At 37.8% G+C, this 20,464-nt stretch carries 23 protein-coding genes; 12 read left to right on the top strand and 11 right to left on the bottom strand.

Annotation, left to right across the window (positions count from 1 at the left end):
* Window positions 1–62 precede the first annotated feature (62 nt).
* Window positions 63–563: an RNA pyrophosphohydrolase gene (locus HUS24_RS08500; protein ID WP_065993396.1), complete on the bottom strand. Its 501-nt coding sequence runs from the start codon at window positions 561–563 to the stop codon at window positions 63–65.
* Window positions 564–746: 183 nt separating this feature from the next.
* Here HUS24_RS08500 and HUS24_RS08495 point away from each other — a divergent pair, with 183 nt between their 5' ends.
* On the top strand, window positions 747–1,397 hold the full coding sequence (locus HUS24_RS08495) for an HAD family phosphatase (RefSeq protein ID WP_173911648.1): 651 nt from the start codon (window positions 747–749) through the stop codon (window positions 1,395–1,397).
* A gap of 80 nt (window positions 1,398–1,477) precedes the next feature.
* Here HUS24_RS08495 and HUS24_RS08490 read toward each other — a convergent pair whose 3' ends face one another.
* On the bottom strand, window positions 1,478–1,714 hold the full coding sequence (locus tag HUS24_RS08490; RefSeq protein ID WP_173911647.1) for a hypothetical protein: 237 nt from the start codon (window positions 1,712–1,714) through the stop codon (window positions 1,478–1,480).
* A 219-nt stretch (window positions 1,715–1,933) separates the two neighbouring features.
* On the opposite strand from HUS24_RS08490, the gene HUS24_RS08485 reads away from it, so the two are divergent.
* A complete protein-coding gene (locus HUS24_RS08485; RefSeq protein WP_171530819.1) occupies window positions 1,934–2,176 on the top strand; it encodes a DUF2789 domain-containing protein in 243 nt (80 codons plus the stop codon).
* 310 nt (window positions 2,177–2,486) lie between these two features.
* Here HUS24_RS08485 and HUS24_RS08480 read toward each other — a convergent pair whose 3' ends face one another.
* Window positions 2,487–3,344, bottom strand: a complete 858-nt coding sequence (locus HUS24_RS08480) for a LysR family transcriptional regulator (protein WP_173911646.1) — start codon at window positions 3,342–3,344, stop codon at window positions 2,487–2,489.
* A gap of 407 nt (window positions 3,345–3,751) precedes the next feature.
* On the opposite strand from HUS24_RS08480, the gene HUS24_RS08475 reads away from it, so the two are divergent.
* Complete coding sequence (locus HUS24_RS08475) at window positions 3,752–4,435, top strand: hypothetical protein (RefSeq protein ID WP_254433832.1); 684 nt, start codon at window positions 3,752–3,754, stop codon at window positions 4,433–4,435.
* Between the two features lie 25 nt (window positions 4,436–4,460).
* Here HUS24_RS08475 and HUS24_RS08470 read toward each other — a convergent pair whose 3' ends face one another.
* Window positions 4,461–4,718, bottom strand: a complete 258-nt coding sequence (locus HUS24_RS08470; RefSeq protein ID WP_217424358.1) for a DUF2061 domain-containing protein — start codon at window positions 4,716–4,718, stop codon at window positions 4,461–4,463.
* Window positions 4,719–4,834: 116 nt separating this feature from the next.
* Here HUS24_RS08470 and HUS24_RS08465 point away from each other — a divergent pair, with 116 nt between their 5' ends.
* The 5 genes from HUS24_RS08465 (at window position 4,835) to leuB (ending at window position 9,479) form a co-directional block, all read left to right on the top strand.
* Window positions 4,835–5,458 carry a hypothetical protein gene (locus HUS24_RS08465; protein ID WP_173911644.1) on the top strand — a complete coding sequence of 208 codons (624 nt, stop codon included), beginning with the start codon at window positions 4,835–4,837 and terminating at the stop codon, window positions 5,456–5,458.
* Between the two features lie 142 nt (window positions 5,459–5,600).
* Window positions 5,601–7,034, top strand: a complete 1,434-nt coding sequence (gene leuC, locus HUS24_RS08460) for a 3-isopropylmalate dehydratase large subunit (RefSeq protein WP_173911643.1) — start codon at window positions 5,601–5,603, stop codon at window positions 7,032–7,034.
* A gap of 14 nt (window positions 7,035–7,048) precedes the next feature.
* Complete coding sequence (gene leuD, locus HUS24_RS08455; protein ID WP_173911642.1) at window positions 7,049–7,699, top strand: 3-isopropylmalate dehydratase small subunit; 651 nt, start codon at window positions 7,049–7,051, stop codon at window positions 7,697–7,699.
* A gap of 91 nt (window positions 7,700–7,790) precedes the next feature.
* The gene (locus HUS24_RS08450; protein WP_173911641.1) at window positions 7,791–8,354 is read left to right on the top strand and encodes a hypothetical protein; all 564 of its coding nucleotides are present in this window, start codon (window positions 7,791–7,793) and stop codon (window positions 8,352–8,354) included.
* A gap of 45 nt (window positions 8,355–8,399) precedes the next feature.
* The gene (leuB, locus tag HUS24_RS08445; RefSeq protein WP_173911640.1) at window positions 8,400–9,479 is read left to right on the top strand and encodes a 3-isopropylmalate dehydrogenase; all 1,080 of its coding nucleotides are present in this window, start codon (window positions 8,400–8,402) and stop codon (window positions 9,477–9,479) included.
* Between the two features lie 69 nt (window positions 9,480–9,548).
* Here the strand turns inward: leuB and HUS24_RS08440 are convergent, their stop codons facing one another.
* Complete coding sequence (locus HUS24_RS08440; RefSeq protein ID WP_254433831.1) at window positions 9,549–9,923, bottom strand: hypothetical protein; 375 nt, start codon at window positions 9,921–9,923, stop codon at window positions 9,549–9,551.
* A gap of 149 nt (window positions 9,924–10,072) precedes the next feature.
* On the opposite strand from HUS24_RS08440, the gene HUS24_RS08435 reads away from it, so the two are divergent.
* Complete coding sequence (locus tag HUS24_RS08435) at window positions 10,073–10,441, top strand: lysozyme inhibitor LprI family protein (RefSeq protein WP_173911639.1); 369 nt, start codon at window positions 10,073–10,075, stop codon at window positions 10,439–10,441.
* A 53-nt stretch (window positions 10,442–10,494) separates the two neighbouring features.
* Here the strand turns inward: HUS24_RS08435 and infA are convergent, their stop codons facing one another.
* On the bottom strand, window positions 10,495–10,716 hold the full coding sequence (infA, locus tag HUS24_RS08430) for a translation initiation factor IF-1 (RefSeq protein ID WP_001284370.1): 222 nt from the start codon (window positions 10,714–10,716) through the stop codon (window positions 10,495–10,497).
* 229 nt (window positions 10,717–10,945) lie between these two features.
* On the opposite strand from infA, the gene HUS24_RS08425 reads away from it, so the two are divergent.
* Together HUS24_RS08425 and HUS24_RS08420 are read left to right on the top strand one after the other, a co-directional pair.
* Window positions 10,946–11,956 carry an AraC family transcriptional regulator gene (locus tag HUS24_RS08425; protein WP_173911638.1) on the top strand — a complete coding sequence of 337 codons (1,011 nt, stop codon included), beginning with the start codon at window positions 10,946–10,948 and terminating at the stop codon, window positions 11,954–11,956.
* 94 nt (window positions 11,957–12,050) lie between these two features.
* Entirely contained in the window at window positions 12,051–12,761 is a 711-nt protein-coding gene (locus tag HUS24_RS08420) for an SMI1/KNR4 family protein (RefSeq protein WP_173911637.1), read from the top strand.
* 82 nt (window positions 12,762–12,843) lie between these two features.
* Here HUS24_RS08420 and truA read toward each other — a convergent pair whose 3' ends face one another.
* The 5 genes from truA to asd form a co-directional block, all read right to left on the bottom strand.
* Window positions 12,844–13,641 carry a tRNA pseudouridine(38-40) synthase TruA gene (gene truA, locus HUS24_RS08415; RefSeq protein ID WP_173911636.1) on the bottom strand — a complete coding sequence of 266 codons (798 nt, stop codon included), beginning with the start codon at window positions 13,639–13,641 and terminating at the stop codon, window positions 12,844–12,846.
* Window positions 13,642–13,649: 8 nt separating this feature from the next.
* Complete coding sequence (locus HUS24_RS08410; protein WP_254433865.1) at window positions 13,650–14,645, bottom strand: asparaginase domain-containing protein; 996 nt, start codon at window positions 14,643–14,645, stop codon at window positions 13,650–13,652.
* A 67-nt stretch (window positions 14,646–14,712) separates the two neighbouring features.
* Window positions 14,713–16,140, bottom strand: a complete 1,428-nt coding sequence (locus HUS24_RS08405; RefSeq protein WP_173911634.1) for a hypothetical protein — start codon at window positions 16,138–16,140, stop codon at window positions 14,713–14,715.
* Window positions 16,141–16,194: 54 nt separating this feature from the next.
* Window positions 16,195–17,637, bottom strand: a complete 1,443-nt coding sequence (locus HUS24_RS08400) for a FimV family protein (RefSeq protein WP_173911633.1) — start codon at window positions 17,635–17,637, stop codon at window positions 16,195–16,197.
* Between the two features lie 150 nt (window positions 17,638–17,787).
* Complete coding sequence (asd, locus tag HUS24_RS08395; RefSeq protein ID WP_173911632.1) at window positions 17,788–18,906, bottom strand: aspartate-semialdehyde dehydrogenase; 1,119 nt, start codon at window positions 18,904–18,906, stop codon at window positions 17,788–17,790.
* A gap of 186 nt (window positions 18,907–19,092) precedes the next feature.
* On the opposite strand from asd, the gene HUS24_RS08390 reads away from it, so the two are divergent.
* Window positions 19,093–20,202 (top strand): endonuclease/exonuclease/phosphatase family protein, encoded by a 1,110-nt coding sequence (locus HUS24_RS08390; RefSeq protein ID WP_173912520.1) that lies wholly within the window; start codon window positions 19,093–19,095, stop codon window positions 20,200–20,202.
* The last annotated feature ends 262 nt before the right edge of the window (window positions 20,203–20,464 follow it).

Below are 20,464 nucleotides of genomic sequence, written 5' to 3'. Positions count from 1 at the left end.
TAGGATTGTGCTCAAATGTATAATTTCACTTTTATTTATAACAGTAGCCTCTCAAAAAATCTTTAGATTTTTATAGAAACTTCAGGTAAAAATTGTGGCATTTGCATACACAACTCCATCATTGCTTTACGATAAACATCACGTTTAAAATTCACCACCTGACCCAGCGGATACCAATAGCTAACCCATTGCCATTGGTCAAACTCTGGCGGATCAGATAGGTTCAACTGAATATAGTTCGTTGATGCTACCAATTTTAATAAAAACCATTTTTGCTTTTGTCCAATACATACGGGATCGGAATCCGAACGAATGTATCGAAGCGGCAAACGATAATGCAACCAACCTTCGGTTTGTGCAATTATTTGGACGTGCTCTGGTAGGAGCCCAACTTCTTCTCGTAGTTCTCTAAAAAGAGCTTGCTCAGGAGTTTCTCCAAACTGGATACCTCCTTGAGGAAATTGCCATGCATTGTGACCAATGCGCTTTGCCCATAAAACTTGTCCAATATCATTTGCCAAAATGATCCCGACGTTGGGTCGGAAACCTTCTGAATCGATCATTTGGCTACCTAAATTTTGTGAATTTCATTGACTTTGTATATGGGGACATTCACTCTTTAGTCCAACTCGACAAAGTCAAAGTAATAATGTTGTAAAATTGCTATGATCTTAACGAATTTCTATCGACTAGCGGAGATAGATTTACATTTTTTTTCTTAATTTTCAGTTTGCACGAGTATTTTCATGAAATTGGCGCTGTTTGACCTTGATCACACCTTATTAAATACCGACTCAGACCATTCTTGGGGGGAGTTTTTAGTCAAAGAAGGTTTGGTCGATCCGATTCATCATCGTGCAATGAATGATAAGTTTTATGAAGACTATAAAGCTGGGCAACTGGATCCGATTGCCTATAATGAATTTGTCTTTGAGTTTTTGACGCAACATGACAATGCCTATTTAACAGAATTACATCAACTTTTTATGCAAAAAGTGATTCGTCCACAAATGCGTCCCAAAGGTTTTGAGGCGATTCAACGTCATCAAGATGCAGGACATGCTTTAGTGGGAATCACCGCAACATCGGACTTTATTACTGCACCGATTTTCCGTGAGTTTGGGATTACCGAAATCATTGCGACCAATGCAGAAGTAGTTGATGGAAAATACACAGGTAAAGTCATTAATATTCCGTGTTATCAAAAGGGTAAATTGGCACGTTTAGATCAATGGCTTGAAGGGCGTGATGTGACAGAGTCGTGGGCATATTCCGATTCGATCAATGATCGCTTCTTGTTGGAGTATGCAGATCATGCAATTGCGGTAAATCCTGATGATCGTTTAGCGGCTTTGGCAAAAGAACAAGGCTGGGATATTCAAGATTGGTCGATTTGATTTTTCGAAAACTTAAAACAAGCAAAAACTCAAAACAAGCAATGTGATCTGATATTGCTTGTTCTTTAAGTATTTAAAAATTAAGATAAATATTCTTGACGAAATTGTGAGTTAAAACAGCCTAATACAAAAATGAGGGTAAAAATAATCCAACTAAGTACTGCATAGAATCGAATTTGTTCTACATTCCAATCCCATGCAAACCAACCCAAGACAAAAAAAGATTTCCAACCTTGGATGATTTTGGCACCACCCCAAGAAATGATCCATTTATGTAATAGGCTCATGACAATATAAAAAGCGATCCAAATCATCATTTTAAAGACCTGATCAATATTTTTATAAAACTACATTTAAGCGCATGACTTTAAAATCATTAAAACATAATGGTTTGTACATATATATCTGAACTTGTAAATGTTATTTTCAAAAATAATCGTCAAGATTTTGATTATTTTGAATAAATTTATACTTCATTTTAAAACTAAAAATGTTATGTTGAAAGCAAAGATTTTATCTTGATCTGGAGAAAAGAAATGAGCCAAACACGTCCAAGAATGACCAATTTATTTGAACAACTCGGTTTAGATGCAAGCGAAGCAGCAATTGCCCAATTCATTGAAACACATCAACTTGATGCAGATACTTTTTTAACCCAAGCAGACTTCTGGACGGATGCGCAACGTCAGTTTTTAGATGAAAAGTTGAGTTCAGATGGAGAGTGGGCAACGGTTGTGGATCAACTGAATGAATCATTACACGAAGATTCTGTAAAATAATAAAGATATTTTCATGCGGTAAAAATTAAAAACCATGTAATCAAAATTTACATGGTTTTTTTATTTCTTAAATTATTTAATCAAATTGCAATAATCTATGTTTTAAAATAGCACTACAAATAATAAGAATAGTGAAAACAAAAAAGTAAACTCATTATTCAACAATACAACAGATACAATAAGAAAATACAGCGCTCAAGTCAGAATTCCATATTTCAGATACGGAGTTCTTCCAAGTTTAGTTTGACTTGGATGATTTCTGAAATATGGTTTTCTGGTTTTATTTTAAAATCTTAAATCACTTAATAATTTATTTCATCATTTCAATAAGTTCTAAAACAGCACGTGATTGACTACGTGCAGGATGCCAGACCATTCCTAATTGGCGATACATATTTACATTTATATCTAATTGTTTTAAATCATTATTTAATAATGTCTTAGGCAAAACTGACCAACCTAAACCAATTGAAACCAACATACGAATCGCTTCTAAAGTATTGTTACTCATAGTTATTTTAGGTTTTAAACCTTTTTTCTCAAACTCAGCCAAAGTGATTTGACTGGTATAGGTTTGGGATGCAGGAATCAGGCTCGAATATTCGATTAAATCTTCAATGGTAAGGTTTTCTTTGTGTGCCAAAGGATGAAAAGGCGCAACCACAAATGCCAAAGGATCATCCCAGATTTTGACGTATTTTAAACGCTCATCCCCTTGTGGTGGTAAAGTCAAAAATGCTAGCTCTAAATCACCTGCAAGTACTTGTTCGTGCGCTTGTTCTGAGTCGACAAAATGCACATCTAAGGTGACATTTGGAAAATCTTGGACATATTTTTTGAGGTGTACAGGTAAATGATGCAAGCCGATATGATGACTTGTACCAATTTTCAGTTTACCTTGCACTTGCCCTTGTTCATGGCTGAGCGTGTGGTGAATATCACCCAACTCATTTAACCAATTTTTAACTTTGGGTAATAACGAATGTGCCGCATGTGTCGCTTGAACCCCACGCCCTGCGGACTCAAAAAGTTTGACACCAAAATAATCTTCAAGGCTATGTATTCGTTTGGTGACAGCAGGTTGGGTAATAAACAGTTGTTCTGCTGCCATAGAAATTGAACCAGTTTCCATAACTTTAACAAAGGCTTCAAAAGCAGCAAGATTCATGATATTTCCCATCCATAAAGAATTTTTATACGTAATTCATTATTCAGAAATTTTTAGAATTAATCAAAGCAATTCTTAAAAAATTACAAATTTTGAAAATTATTTAAAGCAGGACAGATATCTAGAAAAATTTATATACACGTTTTTGCTATACAAAATATAGGATTTACTTTTATAGTGAAGTTATAAAAATAAATAAAAGGTTAAAGCTATTGCACATTATACAACATCGCGCTATCCATGATTTTAATCAAATAAATCGCAATACATTCAAATGCTCGTGGAAACGGTTTTTTCTTTTGGGTTTTATTATTCTGCTATTCGGGGGCTTATTTCTCTATTATTTTAATCTGTATTTTCCACTGATCTTTAGCATCATTTTTGTGTTTTTTTGGACATTGGCTCGAATGCGGCATCGTCAGAAATTAAAACACTTGGTTGAAATGCAAATTCCCAATGATATTTGGCAAGCATTTTATCAGCGTCATCCACAAGTAAGTTTGTCTTCACAACAGATCATTGCTGAGGGCTTTAAAGATTATCTCGCTCTACATCTGTGGTCGAAAAACTCCTATGCGATGCCTTCACATGCAGTCGATGCATTGTGGCATTTATTGTTGGAAGAGTATCCATATTTTTATCGACAATTATGTCAAAGCTCTTTGGGTTATCTCTTAAAGCATAAACCGCACGATCAAAATCCGACAGCGCTACAAAAAGCACAACAACAGCAACAATTGATGAATACGTGGCATGCTGCATGCCAGATCCATCATTTAGATCCAAAAAATACGCAAACTTTGCCTCGTTTATTTCAGATCGATGCACAGGTAAAATGGGAAAATGGTATTTATTTTAAATTACCCTTATTGCTTGCGATGTACGCACAATTACTTCATGTCAGTTCAAATACTTCACTTATAGAACAAAATAGCGCATGTTCGTCTACAACCGCATGTTCATCTTCATGTTCAGGCTCATCCAGCGATGTGAGTCATTCTCATTCAGGTCATGATGTGAACTCCGATGGTGATTCGAGTTCAGATTCTTCGTGTAGTAGTTGTAGTAGCTGTGGCGGAGGTGGTGATTAAGTACCACAGCATTTGATTTTAGAAATTAAGCATCCATTACTGTAGCTTTTTGTGCATTTAGTGCAGCTTGGTCTTTTTTATTCCAGATTTTTTCATGGAAGAAGAATGCAAATGCTTGTACAGTAGGTTCGAGTAAACTTAAGGTGATAGCCATCCATAAATTACCAGTGACCACATAGCCAACCAACATTGCAACAGTAATGTGCATGATGTAGTAGCTTAAAGTTTTTTTGAAAATACGCTGATTGGTATTAACGAAGTTTTGAATACGAGCCATGAGAATCACCACTAAAATGTTTTAATTTTTTAAATAATAATCATTATCATTTGTGTTGTAAAAGAGATTTTTTGATTGACGACCATTGGTTTTGTAAATAAAAAGCGATAACTGAGAAATATATGCAGGATAACAACTCTAAATTCATACAAATACAAGGTGTTATAAAGTCACTTGAATATGGAGATCATAAAGAAATAAATTGGTGGAACTATCGACGTCCTGTGATTTATGGTCCTCAAAACTTTGATGCGACCTGTTTTTCTGCCCAAATCGATCAATATTCATGTGTTGGGCATTTTACACAATTGGTTTTTACAGAAGAGGATGAAGTCGAGGTTGTTTTAAAGCGATTGGAAAATAGTCAGTATTATCAAGTATATGCTTTACAACATCAGCAAATTTTACATCTAATGCCTGAACTTCATTCAAGTTATTTATATGTAGATCCAAATCAAAAAGTACCAAACTGGATGTGGATTATTTCATTGCTTTCTATCCTATTGCTTTTGAAAAGTTTTGGAATTGTGGGCGCTTTAATCGCTAGTTTTAGTGTTCTCGTTGTAATTGCTTTTAGTTGGGTGCTGTTCCGACAACTTCGAGGACGGTGGAAAAACTTTCTGATCAAGCATCAGTTATTTAAGATGCCATTAATGCAGCAAATTAGTTTAAGTCAAGCGAGTCAAAGTCAGCATTGGTATAGAATGCAAGAATTTGTTATAGACTTAAATTTGGTCAAAAGATAAGTTCAATGAAGTGTTTTTATTATTTTAATATAGATTCCTAAAAGTTTTTAAATTAATAAAAATGATAAATTAGATTTATGTAAAAACGTGGTTATAATCGAAGTTAATGAAAGAATTACCCAGTCCAGTGGAGCACCTCGACATGGCAGGCGAAAACCAAAAAGCAAAAACATTGTATGATAAATTGTGGGATGACCACTTAGTAAAACAACGAGATGATGGTTCAGCACTTCTTTATATTGACCGTCACTTATTGCATGAAGTAACTTCTCCGCAAGCGTTTGAAGGCTTGCAATTGGCTGGACGTAAACCTTGGCGTTTAAGTGCAAACGTAGCAACCCCTGACCATAACGTACCAACTTCAACCAAAGAACGTTCGGAAGGTATTGCAGGGATCGAAGATGATACTTCACGTATCCAAGTACAAACCTTAGATGACAACTGTAAAACCTTTAATGTGGTGCAGTTTGACATTAATGATGTACGTCAAGGGATTGCACATGTCGTTGGTCCTGAACAAGGTTTAACCTTACCAGGTATGACAGTTGTTTGTGGTGACTCACATACAGCAACACATGGTGCTTTCGGTTGCTTGGCACACGGGATTGGGACTTCTGAAGTTGAACATGTATTGGCAACCCAATGCTTAGTTCAAAAGAAAATGAAAAATATGTTGGTACGTGTTGATGGTAAATTAGGTCAAGGCGTTACACCAAAAGATGTAGTATTGGCGATTATCGGTAAAATCGGTACTGCGGGCGGTACAGGTCATGCGATTGAATTCGGTGGTCAAGTGTTCCGTGATATGTCGATTGAAGGTCGTATGACCGTATGTAATATGGCAATCGAAGGCGGCGCACGAGTAGGTATGGTGGCTGTTGATGAGAAAACCATTGAATATGTGAAAGATCGTCCTTATGCACCAAAAGGTGAACAATGGGATGCTGCGGTAGCCTATTGGAATACTTTGCATTCTGATGAGGACGCACATTTCGATACAGTTGTCATGTTACAAGGTGAAGAGATTGAGCCGCAAGTATCTTGGGGTACTTCACCTGAAATGGTGATTCCAGTATCTCAAGCAGTTCCAACTTTAGAACAAGCCAAAGATGAGGTACAGCGCAATGACTGGACACGTGCATATAACTACATGGGTTTAAATGGTGGTCAGTCATTGGCTGATATTCAATTAGACCGTGTGTTTATCGGTTCTTGCACCAATTCTCGTATTGAAGATATTCGTGCAGCGGCTGAAGTGGCGAAAGGCAAAAAAGTAGCGACGAGCATTAAACAAGCGATGGTGGTTCCAGGTTCTGGTTTGGTCAAAGCACAAGCAGAAGCAGAAGGCTTGGATAAAATCCTGATCGAAGCCGGTTTTGAGTGGCGTGAGCCGGGTTGTTCAATGTGCTTAGCAATGAACGCAGATAAATTACAACCGGGTGAGCACTGTGCATCGACGTCCAACCGTAACTTCGAAGGTCGTCAGGGCAATGGTGGTCGTACGCATTTAGTGAGTCCAGCAATGGCGGCTGCAGCGGCAATCGCAGGTCACTTTGTTGATGTACGTTCATTCTAATAGGAGCAAACAACATGAAAAAATATACCGTTGAACAAGGTATCGTTGCACCATTAGATCGTGCCAATGTCGATACAGATTTGATCATTCCAAAGCAGTTTTTGAAATCAATCAAACGTACTGGTTTTGGCGAAAACTTATTTGATGAATTACGTTATTTAGATGAAGGTTTTTTAGGTCAAGATAACTCAAAACGTCCTAAAAACCCTGATTTTTCATTAAATCAACCACGTTATCAAGGTGCTTCAATTTTGATTTCACGTGCCAACTTTGGTTGTGGTTCAAGTCGTGAACATGCACCTTGGGCATTGGAAGAGTATGGCTTCCGTACCGTGATTGCACCAAGTTATGCTGATATTTTCTTTAATAACAGCTTTAAAAATGGCATGTTACCTGTGATTTTATCTGAAGAAATCGTTGATCAGTTGTTTAAAGAATGTTTTGCAACTGAAGGCTATCAGTTAACGATTGATTTAGAAGCGCAAGAGGTTTGCACACCAAGTGGTGAAGCTTTCAAATTTGAAGTTGATCCATTCCGTAAACACTGTTTGTTAAATGGTTTGGATGATATTGGTCTAACTTTACAGGCAGCGGATGACATCAAAGCCTATGAAGAAAAAACCAAAGCTTCTCGTCCTTGGGTTTTTGCTGAAATACATGCTTAATTGCATAATATATAGCGTGAAGGTTCAACTCTTGATAACATGTGAAGCATAAAAAAATGTATGTTTTAGGTGACAGGGTTGGACCAAAATAATGATTAAGGTCTTTGATTATCGCATCGTGATTGGCGTATTCAGTATTCTATTGAGTGCGTGTCAAATGTCAGACGTTTCACGTGTTAAAAAAGCGGAAAAAAAATATCATGATCCTCTTAATACCGTCAGTATTTATTGTACTGGTGCAGAGAGTTGTGAGTTTGGTCGACTGAATAACATCACGTTAATAGATGAAAATACCCATCGTGTTGATTCTGCTGCGATTGAAAAAGGTTATTTGAAACTTTCAAATCAAGACCCGAAAAATCGTACGCTATTTCTATCAGTGCCTGCAAATCAATATGAGTTGGTGATTCGTTTTTATCCTATTTCTCAACAACATGCTGAAGTTTTTCATGTGATTCACCATTTTAAAGCGCATCAAAACTACACCTTTAAAATGTATCGAAAGCGCTCTGAAAATGCAGGTAGCTTGTTGAATGTTTCAGCACCATCACCTTTATGTGTGGATATGCTGCAAGCAGAACAAACCATTCGTCGTTTCTGTCGACCTTATAATGCAGAAACGGGTTTAAGCGAATATATTGAGCAAAAAATTTAAACTTAGCTGACAGTATCACTGTCAATCATGAAAATGGAAATACAAATGTCTAAACAAATTTTGATCTTGGCAGGTGATGGGATCGGTCCTGAAATTGTTGCTGCAGCAGAAAAAGTATTAAGCAATGTCAATGAAAAATTTAATTTAGGTTTGTCTTGGGAACACGGTTTACTTGGTGGTTCAGCGATTGATGCGCATGGCGAACCTTATCCAGCGGTGACGGCTGAACAAGCAAAAAAAGCAGATGCGATTTTACTTGGTGCGGTAGGCGGTCCGAAATGGGACAATATTGAACGTTCAATTCGTCCAGAGCGTGGCTTATTAAAAATTCGTAGTGAATTGAATTTATTTGCAAACTTACGCCCTGCGATTCTTTACCCACAACTTGCAGATGCTTCGAGCTTAAAACCAGAAGTGGTTTCAGGTTTAGACATTCTGATTGTACGTGAACTTACAGGCGGTATTTACTTCGGTCAACCACGTGGGATTCGTGAGCTTGAAAATGGCGAAAAGCAAGGTTATAACACCGATGTGTATGCTGAGTCTGAGATTAAACGTATCGCCAAAGTTGCTTTTGAAATGGCAAGTTTACGTGGTGGTAAGGTGTGTTCAGTCGACAAAGCGAATGTATTAGAAGTGACTGAACTTTGGAAGCAAACAGTCACAGCATTGAAAGAACAGCAATATCCAAATATCAACCTTTCACACATGTATGTCGACAATGCTGCAATGCAATTGGTTCGTGCACCAAAACAATTTGATGTGATCGTGACAGGTAACTTGTTCGGTGACATCTTGTCTGATGAAGCGGCAATGTTGACAGGTTCAATTGGTATGTTGCCATCAGCATCTTTGGATGAAAATGGCAAAGGCATGTATGAGCCATGTCATGGTTCAGCACCAGACATCGCAGGTCAAAACATTGCGAATCCGCTTGCGACTATTCTTTCTGTGGCAATGATGCTTCGTTACACTTTCCGTGAGGAAACTGCTGCCAAAGCAATTGAAGATGCAGTGGGTAAAGTCTTGGATCAAGGCTTACGCACAGGCGATATTATGTCTGAAGGTATGACCAAAGTGGGTACGACTGAAATGGGTGATGCAGTGGTTGCTGCGCTTGCTTAATCTTAATGTAGAAAATCTAATGATGTTAAACGCAGCTTAGGCTGCGTTTTTTGTGCAAGTTAGATGGTTTCAACACGCTCGCCCTGAATAATTCACGGCTTTTGCGATCCCTTGAGTTAATTCAAAAATAATTTTGCATTGAAAATTAATATCATAACTACTCGCACCAGCCCGTACTGTGCCTTGACCAAGATTAGCTTGTGGAATAGGAATATTTAAAGGTCGATAAACAGTATAAATCAATTGATCCTCACTGACCTGTGGTGCGCTACTCTGATAGCCTAATTTTTTGAAATTTAAGTTGTCTTGAATACTTTGGCTAGATTGGCCGAGAAAATCATGTAAATACGCATTCAAATCATAAGGACGATTGAGATCAGTTTGACAGCCAAGTAGCCCAAAAGAAATAACAGCAACGCTTGATAATAATATAATTTTTTGCATTTTATACTCCATGTTTTCGGCACATTATTTGTATTGACATTCATGTAGAGTGTAGTAAATATTTCTATAACTAAATGTTGTTTGATTGCTAAGTCAGATAATTGGTCGTTAAGAACAAAAAAGTGAAATAGGATAAAAAGGATACAAAGATGAAAAAGATATGGGCAGCGTTAAGCGTAATGTTGGTATCAAGTTTTGCATTTGCAGATAATTGTGATAATGCGCGTAATGCTTATGATGATATTTATTGTAGTAACAAAATTTATGCGAGTGCAGATGCTGAACTCAATAAAAACTATCAACTTCTTCGAACTAAACTCACAACAAATCAGAAAACAATTTTGAAGCGTTCACAAGTCTCGTGGATTAAACAACGTGATGCACAATGTTCTGACGAGGCAGAGCGTACGGTTTTTGTAAATTGTAATTTAGAACAGACACAAGAACGCAACGCTTGGTTAAGAGAGCGTATTCGTGAATGTGATACTGTGGGTTGTAAAAGCAGTGCGCTAAATTAAGTTAAAATAGCACATGAAAAAAGCCACAGAGGTGGCTTTTTGCTTGCTAAAACTTAGCGTGCACGATATGTGATACGACCTTTAGTTAAGTCGTAAGGTGTCATTTCGACTTTCACACTGTCGCCTGTTAAGATACGAATATAATGTTTACGCATTTTACCAGAAATGTGAGCAATCACTTCGTGACCGTTTTCTAAACGTACACGGAACATAGTATTAGGAAGCGTTTCGGTGACAACGCCTTCGAACTCGATAAGTTCCTCTTTATTGGCCATAGCCTACCTGATGATCAAATTGGAAAGGCGCAAATTATAGGCAAAATTTTAGAAAAAAACAAGTCAATGCAAGTGGCTTGCGGAGCAAATTTAGGCAAAATAGTCAAACAAAGAAATAAATTTTTTCAACAAAAAGTTGCTTATACATGTTGTCAGTTTGGTCAATCGACTGTAATCTAAATCACATGATTTAAGTATAAATTGAATAAGATACAAGGAAGGGCACTGCGTGAGTCAGCTAACTGATGCTTCGGTTGTTTTGCGATTAGGCTATCAAGCGATTCGTCGTGCGGGATTGCCAACTGAAGAACTATTATCTAAAGCGGGTGTAGCATTAAATCAAATTGATCAAAATGCCCGTACCCCTTTAAGTGCGCAATATGCTTTTTGGATTGCCGCTGAAGAGGTGAGTAAGGATCCAGACATTGGATTACATCTTGGTGAACACTTACCACTCTATCGTGGTCAAGTGATTGAACACTTGTTTATTTCAAGTGAAAATTTTGGTGAGGGTTTAAAACGTGCATTGGCCTATCAACGCCTGATTAGTGATGCTTTTCATGCCAAATTGGTGGTTGAAAGTGATGGACGTTGTTATTTAACCAATGGTGAGCAACCGTTTGCAGATAGCATTGTGAACCGTCATTTTTCTGAATGTGCGATTTCGGGCATTTTACGTTTCTTTAAATTTATTACAGAAGGGCGTTTTGAGCCAATTTACATTGATTTTAACTTTAATGAAGGCGCATCGGATGATGAATATTTAAGGGTGTATGAATGTCCTGTGAGTTTAGGGCAAAAAGAAACACGCTTATATTTTGATGCGACGATTTTAGATTATCCGCTGTGGCAAGCTGAGCCTGAGTTGCTACAGTTACATGAACAGCTTGCGATTGAAAAACTACAAGAGTTAGCACGCTACGATCTAGTCGGTGAAGTGCGTCGTGCTATTGGTTCAACCTTAGAAAGTGGTGAAACGACTTTAGAAACGGTGGCAGCGCAGCTACATATTACCCCACGTCGTTTACGCACGCAGTTGTCTGAGGCAAATACCAGCTTTCAGCAAATTCTTTCAGATTATCGTTGCCGTTTAGCGAAAAAACTTCTAGCAAATACCAATGAGAGTGTGGAACGTATTGTATATCTGACAGGTTTTTCTGAACCAAGTACCTTCTATCGTGCGTTTAAGCGTTGGACCAATGAAACGCCTGTGGAATATAGAAAGCGTAAGCAACGTTGAGTTTAATATTAGAGTCAATCTTTAAAAGCTTCGGATGTCAGCATGCGAGGCTTTTTTATTGTAAATAGGATTTGAAAATAACAAAGGATAAAAAATGAATCAGCAATTGCAAAGAATAACAGCTAAGCTTGAACAACTAAAAAATTTAGATATCCATTTACAAGTGTTTGGTGCGCAACAGCATCAATACCAACTCAATTCTCCTTTGTCTATTGACGTGATTCAGGCTTTTGAACAAGACTATCAGGTGACTTTGCCTAAAGATTATGTGGCATTTTTTACGCATATCGGCAATGGTGGCGCAGGTCCATTTCTAGGTTTAGAACCTTTTGAGCATGCATTATTTGTAGATTTAGACTATCCAAATCCGCAATTATTGCTTCATCCAAATTTGCCTTTTCCGCATCAAAACGCATGCAATGCGTTATTTATAGCGACTTGTGATGAAGATGACGAAGATAATGAACGACAATATTATGCATTTCATGCACATCAAATGGATGGTTGTATTGCTATCTGTAATTATGGTTGTGGGGTGAGTTTAAACTTGGTTGTGAATGGTGCTGAGTATGGTTATATTTGGACGGATGATCGTGCTAATGATGGTGGGATTTATCCTTCACAAGAATTGGGAAATATTGAAAAATTAAGTTTTTTAGATTGGTATGAGTTATGGCTAGATCAAAGTCTAGCAGAAATACAAGAAAAACTTGCGCCACCACATCGTATTGAAGACGATGAAAATGATTTTAAAAAAACAAGTGAGCCGATAGTAAGGCATAGAAAGTGGTGGAAATTTTGGTAAGGAGAATAAAAGTATATTAAGCTTTTATTCTCTAAAACCTATAAACGAGTAGTGGAAAAGCAGATGATGAATCGGTTGAGCATTACTCAGGCATATTGAGCCAATGTGGCCCTAAAGGCATTTTAGGTAATTCAAATTGTTCAGGATAATCGGCGTGAATAAAATATAAGCCATCTGGTGGCGCAGTAATACCCGCAGCTTTACGGTCTTTTGCAGCAAATATTGTATCAATATGCTCAATTTCATACATCCCTTGCCCAATTTCCAATAAACAGCCCATGATGTTTCGTACCATGTGATGTAAAAATCCATCTGCTTGAATATCAAGCACTAAGTAATTGCCATGTCGGATTAAACGACAATGTTTCACATGACGAACAGGCTGGTTGGATTGACAGGCTGCCGCACGGAAACTTTCAAAATTATGCGTGCCTTCAAATTTTTTGGCAGCTTCAATCATTTTATCCACATCGAGTGGATAAAATGCATGTGTAACTTGTTTATAGAGTAGAGCAGGGCGGCTTGGGGATTGATACACGACATAGCGATAACGGCGTGCTTTGGCTTTAAAGCGCGCATGAAAGTCTTGATCCATTTCTTTGATCCATTGGATGGAAATGTCTTTGGGCAGTTGGCTATTTGCACCCATCAGCCAGCCACGCATGGGGCGTATGGCGTGGGTATCAAAATGCGCCACCATATTGGTTGCATGGACACCTGCATCGGTACGTCCTGCACCATGCAAAATGATGGGTTCGTCAGCAATGGTGCTAAGTACTTTTTCTATGGTTTCCTGAATACTGCGTACGCCAGCCTGTTGAGTTTGCCAACCTTTATATCGAATGCCACAAAACTCAATCCCAATTGCAAAGCGTTGCATAATTACCCCTATTCAGGTTGACTGTCTAAATGATCGTACCAATGCTCATGCCATTGTGCTGAGCTTGGGTATTGTAAATAAATTTTTAAGATTTTGGCATAAAGATCAGCTTGGCTGTGTGCATCACTGAGTAAAATATTGGCAGATTGAATCCATTGGCTAACTGCATAACGTTGATCCAAACCGCCGAAAGGAACTTGTGTGCTTAACACTATGCTACAACCGTGTTCTTTTAAGTTTTTAAAATATTCAATAATATTCTGATTTACTGATAAATTTCCAACGCCATAAGCTTGTAAAATGAGAAAGTGGGGTGGTTTTTGTAATAGTACGCTGAGATTATTTTCCAATTGTTGCTGTTCAATCGGTAAGATCATCCAATTGAGAATATTTAGTTGTGCTGCTTTTTCAATATCAGCAATAGTAACAGAATAAGCTGCATTTTTAGTGTTTAAGGGATCCACGTCATCTAATTGTACTTTCTTGCCACAAAAAGCATCTAAGGCGGTACTGTGTACTTTTAAAACGCTATTTGCATGAAAAACCTGATGATAAAATGCCAAATACACACCAGCTGAAACTTTTGTGACATTGTCGAGTGCTGTGTTGAGGTTATCAATCGCATCGGTAAATTCACGGGTATTATCACCTTGCACAGTAAGAAGCGGATATTGACTCCCTGTAAGTATCAGGTGACAAGAGTTTGCTAAAAAGCGTGATAAGACCGCAGCAGCATAACTTAAAGTGTCTGTACCATGAATCACTACAAAATATTGAAAAGCCTGTTGCTGTAAACTTTGAATTTGCTGTACAAGTTTGAGCCAGTCTTGAGCAGTACATGCACTACTGTCTAAAATTTCATGCGCTTTAAAACATTCGATGTGTAGATGGGCAGGTAATACATGTTTGAGTTGAGGAATAAACTCATTTTCAGGCATGGGACTTAAAGGCTCGCCAATACAACCAAAAGTTCCACCTGTATAAATTAATGCAATTTTTTTGATCATAATTTTTTGGTTCACCATAAAAAAGCAGCCAAGAATGACTGCTTTTATCTTAAAAGGAAAAAATTTAAGAAGCTATGCGATTGAGTAAATTTTCAGAATGTTGTTTTTGCTCTACTGAATAGCTTTCTTGATTTTGTGCTAAAAGCTGACGTGCTGCATCATAAGCACCAAGTTCAATATATTGCTCTGCAAGATCTAAGTTTAGCGTAATGTCATTGGTCGCTAATAATACTGGAAATGCTTGTGCTAAAGGATCAGCAGATGTTGATTCAGAAACAATAGGCGTATCGGTTTGACTCTCAAACGCTAAGTCTTGAGTCTGTGGTTCACTCAGGTCAAAACTAAAACTTGGTTGAGGATCTAGAGCAGGACTGTCTAATTTAAAGTCAAGAGAAGGTGCTGTTGTACTCGGTTCTGAAATTGATGGCTCTGGCGCAGTAGGAGTCACTGGTACTTCAAAGTCAAGTTTAAATTCAGTCAGCGTTTCCGTTGTTTGAGGTTCTTCTACTACTGGTTCAGTTACTGGTGCTACAGCATCAAAACTGAACTCAAGCGGAGCAGTGTTATCTAGCTGTGTTGAGCTGACATTCTCTTGCGCTGTTGGACTGGTGGGTGCTGTTGTATCTAAACCAAAACTAAAATCCAAAGCTTCACGAGCTTGTGTTGTTTCAGGTTGTTGTTTGGGTTCAGCTAAATCGAACTCTAAAACTGTTGGTTCTGCAGTAGATGTTTCTTGCACTGGAGCAGCGGTTTTTTCAATTGAAGTATTTGACGTAAACTCTAAATCAGCGCGTGGTGGAACTGGATCTGTTGTTTTTAAATTTTCTGGAGTTTCAGTTTTTGTTGTTGAGCTATATTCATCTTGCAATAAATCAAAACTATGCGCTTTACTTTTGGCTTGTTGCTCAGGGTTGATTAAAGAGTCAAAAGCATCAGCTGAAACAACTTTCTTTTCAACAGGTGGGATGCTTTGAGTTGTTACTGATGTTTCAGTGTCGAATTCAAGAACTTCAATTGTTTTTTCGGATAAGCTTGTTTGTCTTTCTTCAGCTTGCTGCACAATATCGTGTAAACCAAGACTGCGTAAATATTGCAATAATTGATTAACTGCAAACTCATCTTTTTGTGCTAAATGAATATCAAGTAAAGATAAATATAAACCATGCTGACGATTATCTTGATTAAGTGCAAGGTTAATCTGTGCTTCAGCTGCAGAATAATTTTTTTCTTTGATCAACGTTTCAATTTTTTGCTTTAAGTCTTTATTGACTTCTACTACGGTTTCTTGAATTGCAACAGGCTCTTCAACCGTTTGTGTTTGTTGACGTTGACTAGTACGGGCAGTTTTAGCGACATTTTTTTTTGCTGATTTTTTGTTGCTAACTTTTTTATTGGCTTTATTGTCATGAGTGTCTTGTTGACTTGCTTCTCGTTTTTTGAGAACGATAGCAACCACTAACAATAAAACAAAAGGAATGATATACAACAACATCTTTTCTACCCCTTCATTGCATCCAATGAACCTTAATTTAAAAAAATACGTGAATTACTTAGGTTTTTTTGCTTGAGCTTGCTGTTGCAGTTGTTGCTGAATCTGAGCAAGTCGAGCATTGAGCAATTGAATACGATTGTTCTTTTGATTTAGAGCTGAATTCAGTTGCGTCACGTTATTTTGTAATTTAACTGTTTTTTCGCGTGCTGTCATAACTTTTGTAGATAATTCTGCTGAAGTTGTCTTTTGTAAGCTATTTGTGTGCGTGGTCGATGAGTCTTGTGATGATTTTTGATCTACAACAATACTCATTTCTGCCTGATTTAACCGATATCTTGTTTTACCAGATGGAGCTTGCTGTGTAGTTGGTGGAGCTGGTTTAAACTTTTGTTGTGTATTCGGCATTGGTTGTACCAGATTTAAGGCAACACCTTGACGCAGTCGGTTTGGGTCACCTTGAATAAAGGCTTCAGGGTTATTGGCTTGTAGTTGGCGCATCACCTCAGGAACACTTTGATGCGTTCTAGCTGCAATTTTACTGGCAATTTTCCATAAAGATTCATTGGCTTGAACTTTATATATCTCTTTTGATGTTGCCGTTACTTTTGCTTGCTGCGTTGCATTTGAATTTTGTTGATTTTGATTTTGATTTTGATTTTGTGCTGTAGTTTGTTGAATTTTTTGTTCTGGTTTTGGTTGAGCTATTTCTGCTTTAGGTGTTATAGCAGAATGTTGCTTTAAAAATGCGGCACGTGTTGCATCGGCATCTTCACGGGCATGATTTGTATTTGCTGTTCGAGTAACTTGAGTAGATGGTGAAGCTGTATTTTCTTTTGCTGTTATTGGTGCATTTTGAATAGTGGTTGAGGGCTGTGCATTAGTTGTTGCAGCAATTGCTGTATTGAGCAACGGTAAGGGTGCTGTTGAAATTGCAAGTGGGGTGCTAGTTGGTGCTGTCGTTACTGCATTAGCTTTTGTAGCAGTATTCTCTGTTACAGTAGCTTTAATTAATGTACTTTCTGGTAAATTTAAAGCAATATCTTTTTCGCTAACAATGACTTGAGGTATTAATGATTTTTCATTAGTTGGCATCGCCATAGGCGTAGCAGGAGATTTTGTACGCGTTAAATTGGCTCTAACCTGCTGAATGTAGGTTGCATTACCTTCTTGAATTTTTAAAAGAATATTTAATTCAGGTTCAATAATTGGGCGAGTTGAAGTGATGACGATTACGCCACTACCATCGCCTGAACGACGAGTAAAAAAGTTCAAATGCCCTGGCGCTTGCTGGGATGCACGAACATTGATCATATCTTCCGCTGTCGCCAGATTGACATCAATTTTTTCATTTGGATTGGAGTTGCTAAATTTCATCTCTGCATAGAGCAAATCTCCTGAGCCAGATTGAATTTGAATCGGATCAAGTTGAATTGCAGATACAGATTGTGATGCAATAATAGCTAATATGGCAATTTTTAGTTTGTTATATACGGTCATCGCTTTCATTGCTCTAATGAAATTGTCGTCAGTTAACCAAGCATAAGTTTGCTTAGTTATATCCCCAAATAGATTTTTAACAGTATAGTTACATAAAAAAGCCGAACTTTATAGTTCGGCTTTCGATTATTTAACTAATTTTTTCAAAAATTAAGCATTTTTATACTCAATTAGGATGCGTAACATACGACGTAAAGGTTCTGCTGCACCCCAAAGCAATTGGTCACCGACAGTGAATGCACCAAGATACTCTTTACCCATATTCAGTTTACGTAAACGTCCTACTGGAACAGTCAAAGTACCTGTGACTGCGACAGGTGTTAAATCTGTCATTGATGCTTCACGGGTATTTGGAACTACTTTTGCCCATTGATTTGACTGACGAATCATATCTTCGATTTCATCAAGCGGGACATCTTTTTTCAATTTCAAGGTTAATGCTTGTGAATGACAACGCATCGCACCAATACGCACACAGTGCCCATCGATAGGAACAATTTGCGCATTGCCCAAGATTTTGTTGGTTTCAACTTGACCTTTCCATTCCTCTTTCGACTGACCACTTTCAAGTTGTTTGTCGATATAAGGAATCAATGAACCTGCTAACGGCACACCAAAGTTACTTGATGGGAAACCTTCACCACGTTGTAATTCAGCAATTTTAGAATCAATATCTAAAATCGGAGAGCGAGGATCATCCAATAAATCTTTGGTATTGTTATATAAATATCCCATACCATTGATCAATTCACGCATGTTTTGTGCGCCTGCACCAGATGCAGCTTGATAGGTCATGGCAGTCATCCATTCCACCAAATTGGCTTGGAATAATGAACCCATGCTCATCAACATCAATGAAACGGTACAGTTACCGCCAACAAAAGTTTTTGTCCCTTTGGCTAAACCATCTTTAATCACATTGAGGTTCACTGGGTCAAGTACGATGATTGCCTCATCATCCATACGCAAAGTAGATGCAGCATCGATCCAGTAGCCATTCCAATTTTCAGCTTTGAGTTTTGGAAAAACTTCAGAAGTATAATCGCCACCTTGGCAGGTAATAATGACATCCATTTGCTTCAGACTGTTAATGTCTGATGCATCCATAAGTGCTGGGGCAGTCTTACCACCAAAAGCAGGGGCTTCACCACCTGCATTACTGGTAGAGAAATAGAATGGCTCAAAATGAGCAAAATCATTCTCTTCAACCATACGTTGCATAAGGACGGAACCAACCATCCCGCGCCAACCGACCAGACCTACTTTCATGTCACTTCGCCTCGGTGCGTAAAAAAATTAATAGGGGGATTCGAGTGTATCAAAAGGCGGTGTAACTGCAATAGCTACACAATCAAAACACCAACAATATTGTGCAATATATCTTGTTTATGTTACATGCAAAACTGATATAAATTTATGAATCGATAAAAAATTAAGAATATAAGAGTTTGAATGATGATTTGGATTGAAATTCTAGCAGGTCTGGTGATTTGGCTAAGCTTCTGGTCGTTGATTCCACGTGATGAATGGTGGTTTCGAGGAGCAGATTTTCCACGCCTGCAAATTTTAGTATTGGGCATAATTGCATTTTTCTTGTTGATATTTTGGCAGGGAGAATGGGATTTAAAAAGAGAAGTAATCCTATTTTTATTGATTGCTGCATTGGCATATCAATTAAAAATGGTCTTGCCTTATACGTTTATTTGGAAAAAGCAAGTTGCACACGTGCGTAAGGAGCAACTTGATCCTGATCGTCAAATTTCTTTGATTGTTTCCAATGTCTTAACGCCAAATGATCAATATCATTTACTGATTGAACAAATTCAAAAGCATCAGCCAGATATTGTATTGACCTTAGAAACAGACCAAACTTGGCAAAATGAATTATCTGTTATCGAAAAAGATTATCCATATCGTGTGCCTGTACCTTTAGATAATTTATATGGTATGCATTTGTACAGTAAACTCGAGCTAAAGGATGTTGAAGTTAAATTTATTTTAAGTGATGAAATTCCATCCATCCATACCACAGTGATTTTGCGTTCTGGACAACCTGTTCAGTTATATTGTTTACATCCCAAGCCACCCAGCCCGACTGAAGCCAAAGATTCAGTTTTACGTGATGCAGAGTTGTTGATTGTGGGGGATCAGATTAAAGATTTGGATGAAAGCTGCATCGTGATGGGGGATCTGAATGATGTTGCTTGGTCTAGGACTACACGTTTATTTCAGCGCATTAGTGGTTTACTGGACCCTCGTGTAGGTCGAAAATATGTCAACACTTTCCATGCCGATTATAAGTTACTTAGATGGTCACTGGATCATATTTTTCATAGTACAGACTTTGCCTTAGTGCAAATGCAACGTTTACCGCATGTGGGTTCTGACCATTTTCCAGTCTATGTCACTTTACAAACGGGGCGAGTATTTGAAAATATTCAAGAAGAATTAGAACAAACAGATGCAGATGAAGACGAAGCACAGGAGGCGATTCAAGAGGGGATTGAAAAAGCGGAACGAGAAGAAAAAATTGTTACAGATGAAATCGCGCAAGATTATAAATAGAGAACTAAGTTATCTTGATGTTTGACATTTTTGTAAGCATAAGCTTACGTCAATTTAGGTGCTTAGCGGATAGGCAAGTAGCAGCGTTGGTTTTATTATAGCGCTATCGGTACATGGAGTAGGGAAAGGAAAAGTCCCATTAAGGAAGACGAAGCCGATGGAAAATCATCATGGAAATGATGTTGGAATGGATCACCAAACACAATAATAAGAATACCCCTTGAAAGCACAACCTCATATACCCGAGTTTTGCAGGAAGCAG

It is taken from the genome of Acinetobacter sp. Marseille-Q1618 (genome assembly GCF_902809855.1).
Classification (GTDB): domain Bacteria; phylum Pseudomonadota; class Gammaproteobacteria; order Pseudomonadales; family Moraxellaceae; genus Acinetobacter.
This window is presented reverse-complemented; position numbering and strand designations above follow the sequence as displayed.

Excerpts from the sequence above, each read along its gene's own strand:
- HUS24_RS08450 (WP_173911641.1), top strand. The coding sequence starts at position 7,791 with ATGATTAAGGTCTTTGATTATCGCATCGTGATTGGCGTATTCAGTATT.
- HUS24_RS08435 (WP_173911639.1), top strand. The coding sequence starts at position 10,073 with ATGAAAAAGATATGGGCAGCGTTAAGCGTAATGTTGGTATCAAGTTTT.
- infA (WP_001284370.1), bottom strand. The coding sequence starts at position 10,716 with ATGGCCAATAAAGAGGAACTTATCGAGTTCGAAGGCGTTGTCACCGAA.
- HUS24_RS08495 (WP_173911648.1), top strand. The coding sequence starts at position 747 with ATGAAATTGGCGCTGTTTGACCTTGATCACACCTTATTAAATACCGAC.
- leuD (WP_173911642.1), top strand. The coding sequence starts at position 7,049 with ATGAAAAAATATACCGTTGAACAAGGTATCGTTGCACCATTAGATCGT.
- truA (WP_173911636.1), bottom strand. The coding sequence starts at position 13,641 with ATGCAACGCTTTGCAATTGGGATTGAGTTTTGTGGCATTCGATATAAA.
- HUS24_RS08420 (WP_173911637.1), top strand. The coding sequence starts at position 12,051 with ATGAATCAGCAATTGCAAAGAATAACAGCTAAGCTTGAACAACTAAAA.
- leuC (WP_173911643.1), top strand. The coding sequence starts at position 5,601 with ATGGCAGGCGAAAACCAAAAAGCAAAAACATTGTATGATAAATTGTGG.
- HUS24_RS08490 (WP_173911647.1), bottom strand. The coding sequence starts at position 1,714 with ATGATGATTTGGATCGCTTTTTATATTGTCATGAGCCTATTACATAAA.
- HUS24_RS08485 (WP_171530819.1), top strand. The coding sequence starts at position 1,934 with ATGAGCCAAACACGTCCAAGAATGACCAATTTATTTGAACAACTCGGT.
- asd (WP_173911632.1), bottom strand. The coding sequence starts at position 18,906 with ATGAAAGTAGGTCTGGTCGGTTGGCGCGGGATGGTTGGTTCCGTCCTT.
- HUS24_RS08405 (WP_173911634.1), bottom strand. The coding sequence starts at position 16,140 with ATGTTGTTGTATATCATTCCTTTTGTTTTATTGTTAGTGGTTGCTATC.
- HUS24_RS08480 (WP_173911646.1), bottom strand. The coding sequence starts at position 3,344 with ATGAATCTTGCTGCTTTTGAAGCCTTTGTTAAAGTTATGGAAACTGGT.
- HUS24_RS08440 (WP_254433831.1), bottom strand. The coding sequence starts at position 9,923 with ATGCAAAAAATTATATTATTATCAAGCGTTGCTGTTATTTCTTTTGGG.
- HUS24_RS08500 (WP_065993396.1), bottom strand. The coding sequence starts at position 563 with ATGATCGATTCAGAAGGTTTCCGACCCAACGTCGGGATCATTTTGGCA.
- HUS24_RS08400 (WP_173911633.1), bottom strand. The coding sequence starts at position 17,637 with ATGACCGTATATAACAAACTAAAAATTGCCATATTAGCTATTATTGCA.
- leuB (WP_173911640.1), top strand. The coding sequence starts at position 8,400 with ATGTCTAAACAAATTTTGATCTTGGCAGGTGATGGGATCGGTCCTGAA.
- HUS24_RS08465 (WP_173911644.1), top strand. The coding sequence starts at position 4,835 with ATGCAGGATAACAACTCTAAATTCATACAAATACAAGGTGTTATAAAG.
- HUS24_RS08475 (WP_254433832.1), top strand. The coding sequence starts at position 3,752 with ATGCGGCATCGTCAGAAATTAAAACACTTGGTTGAAATGCAAATTCCC.
- HUS24_RS08390 (WP_173912520.1), top strand. The coding sequence starts at position 19,093 with ATGATTTGGATTGAAATTCTAGCAGGTCTGGTGATTTGGCTAAGCTTC.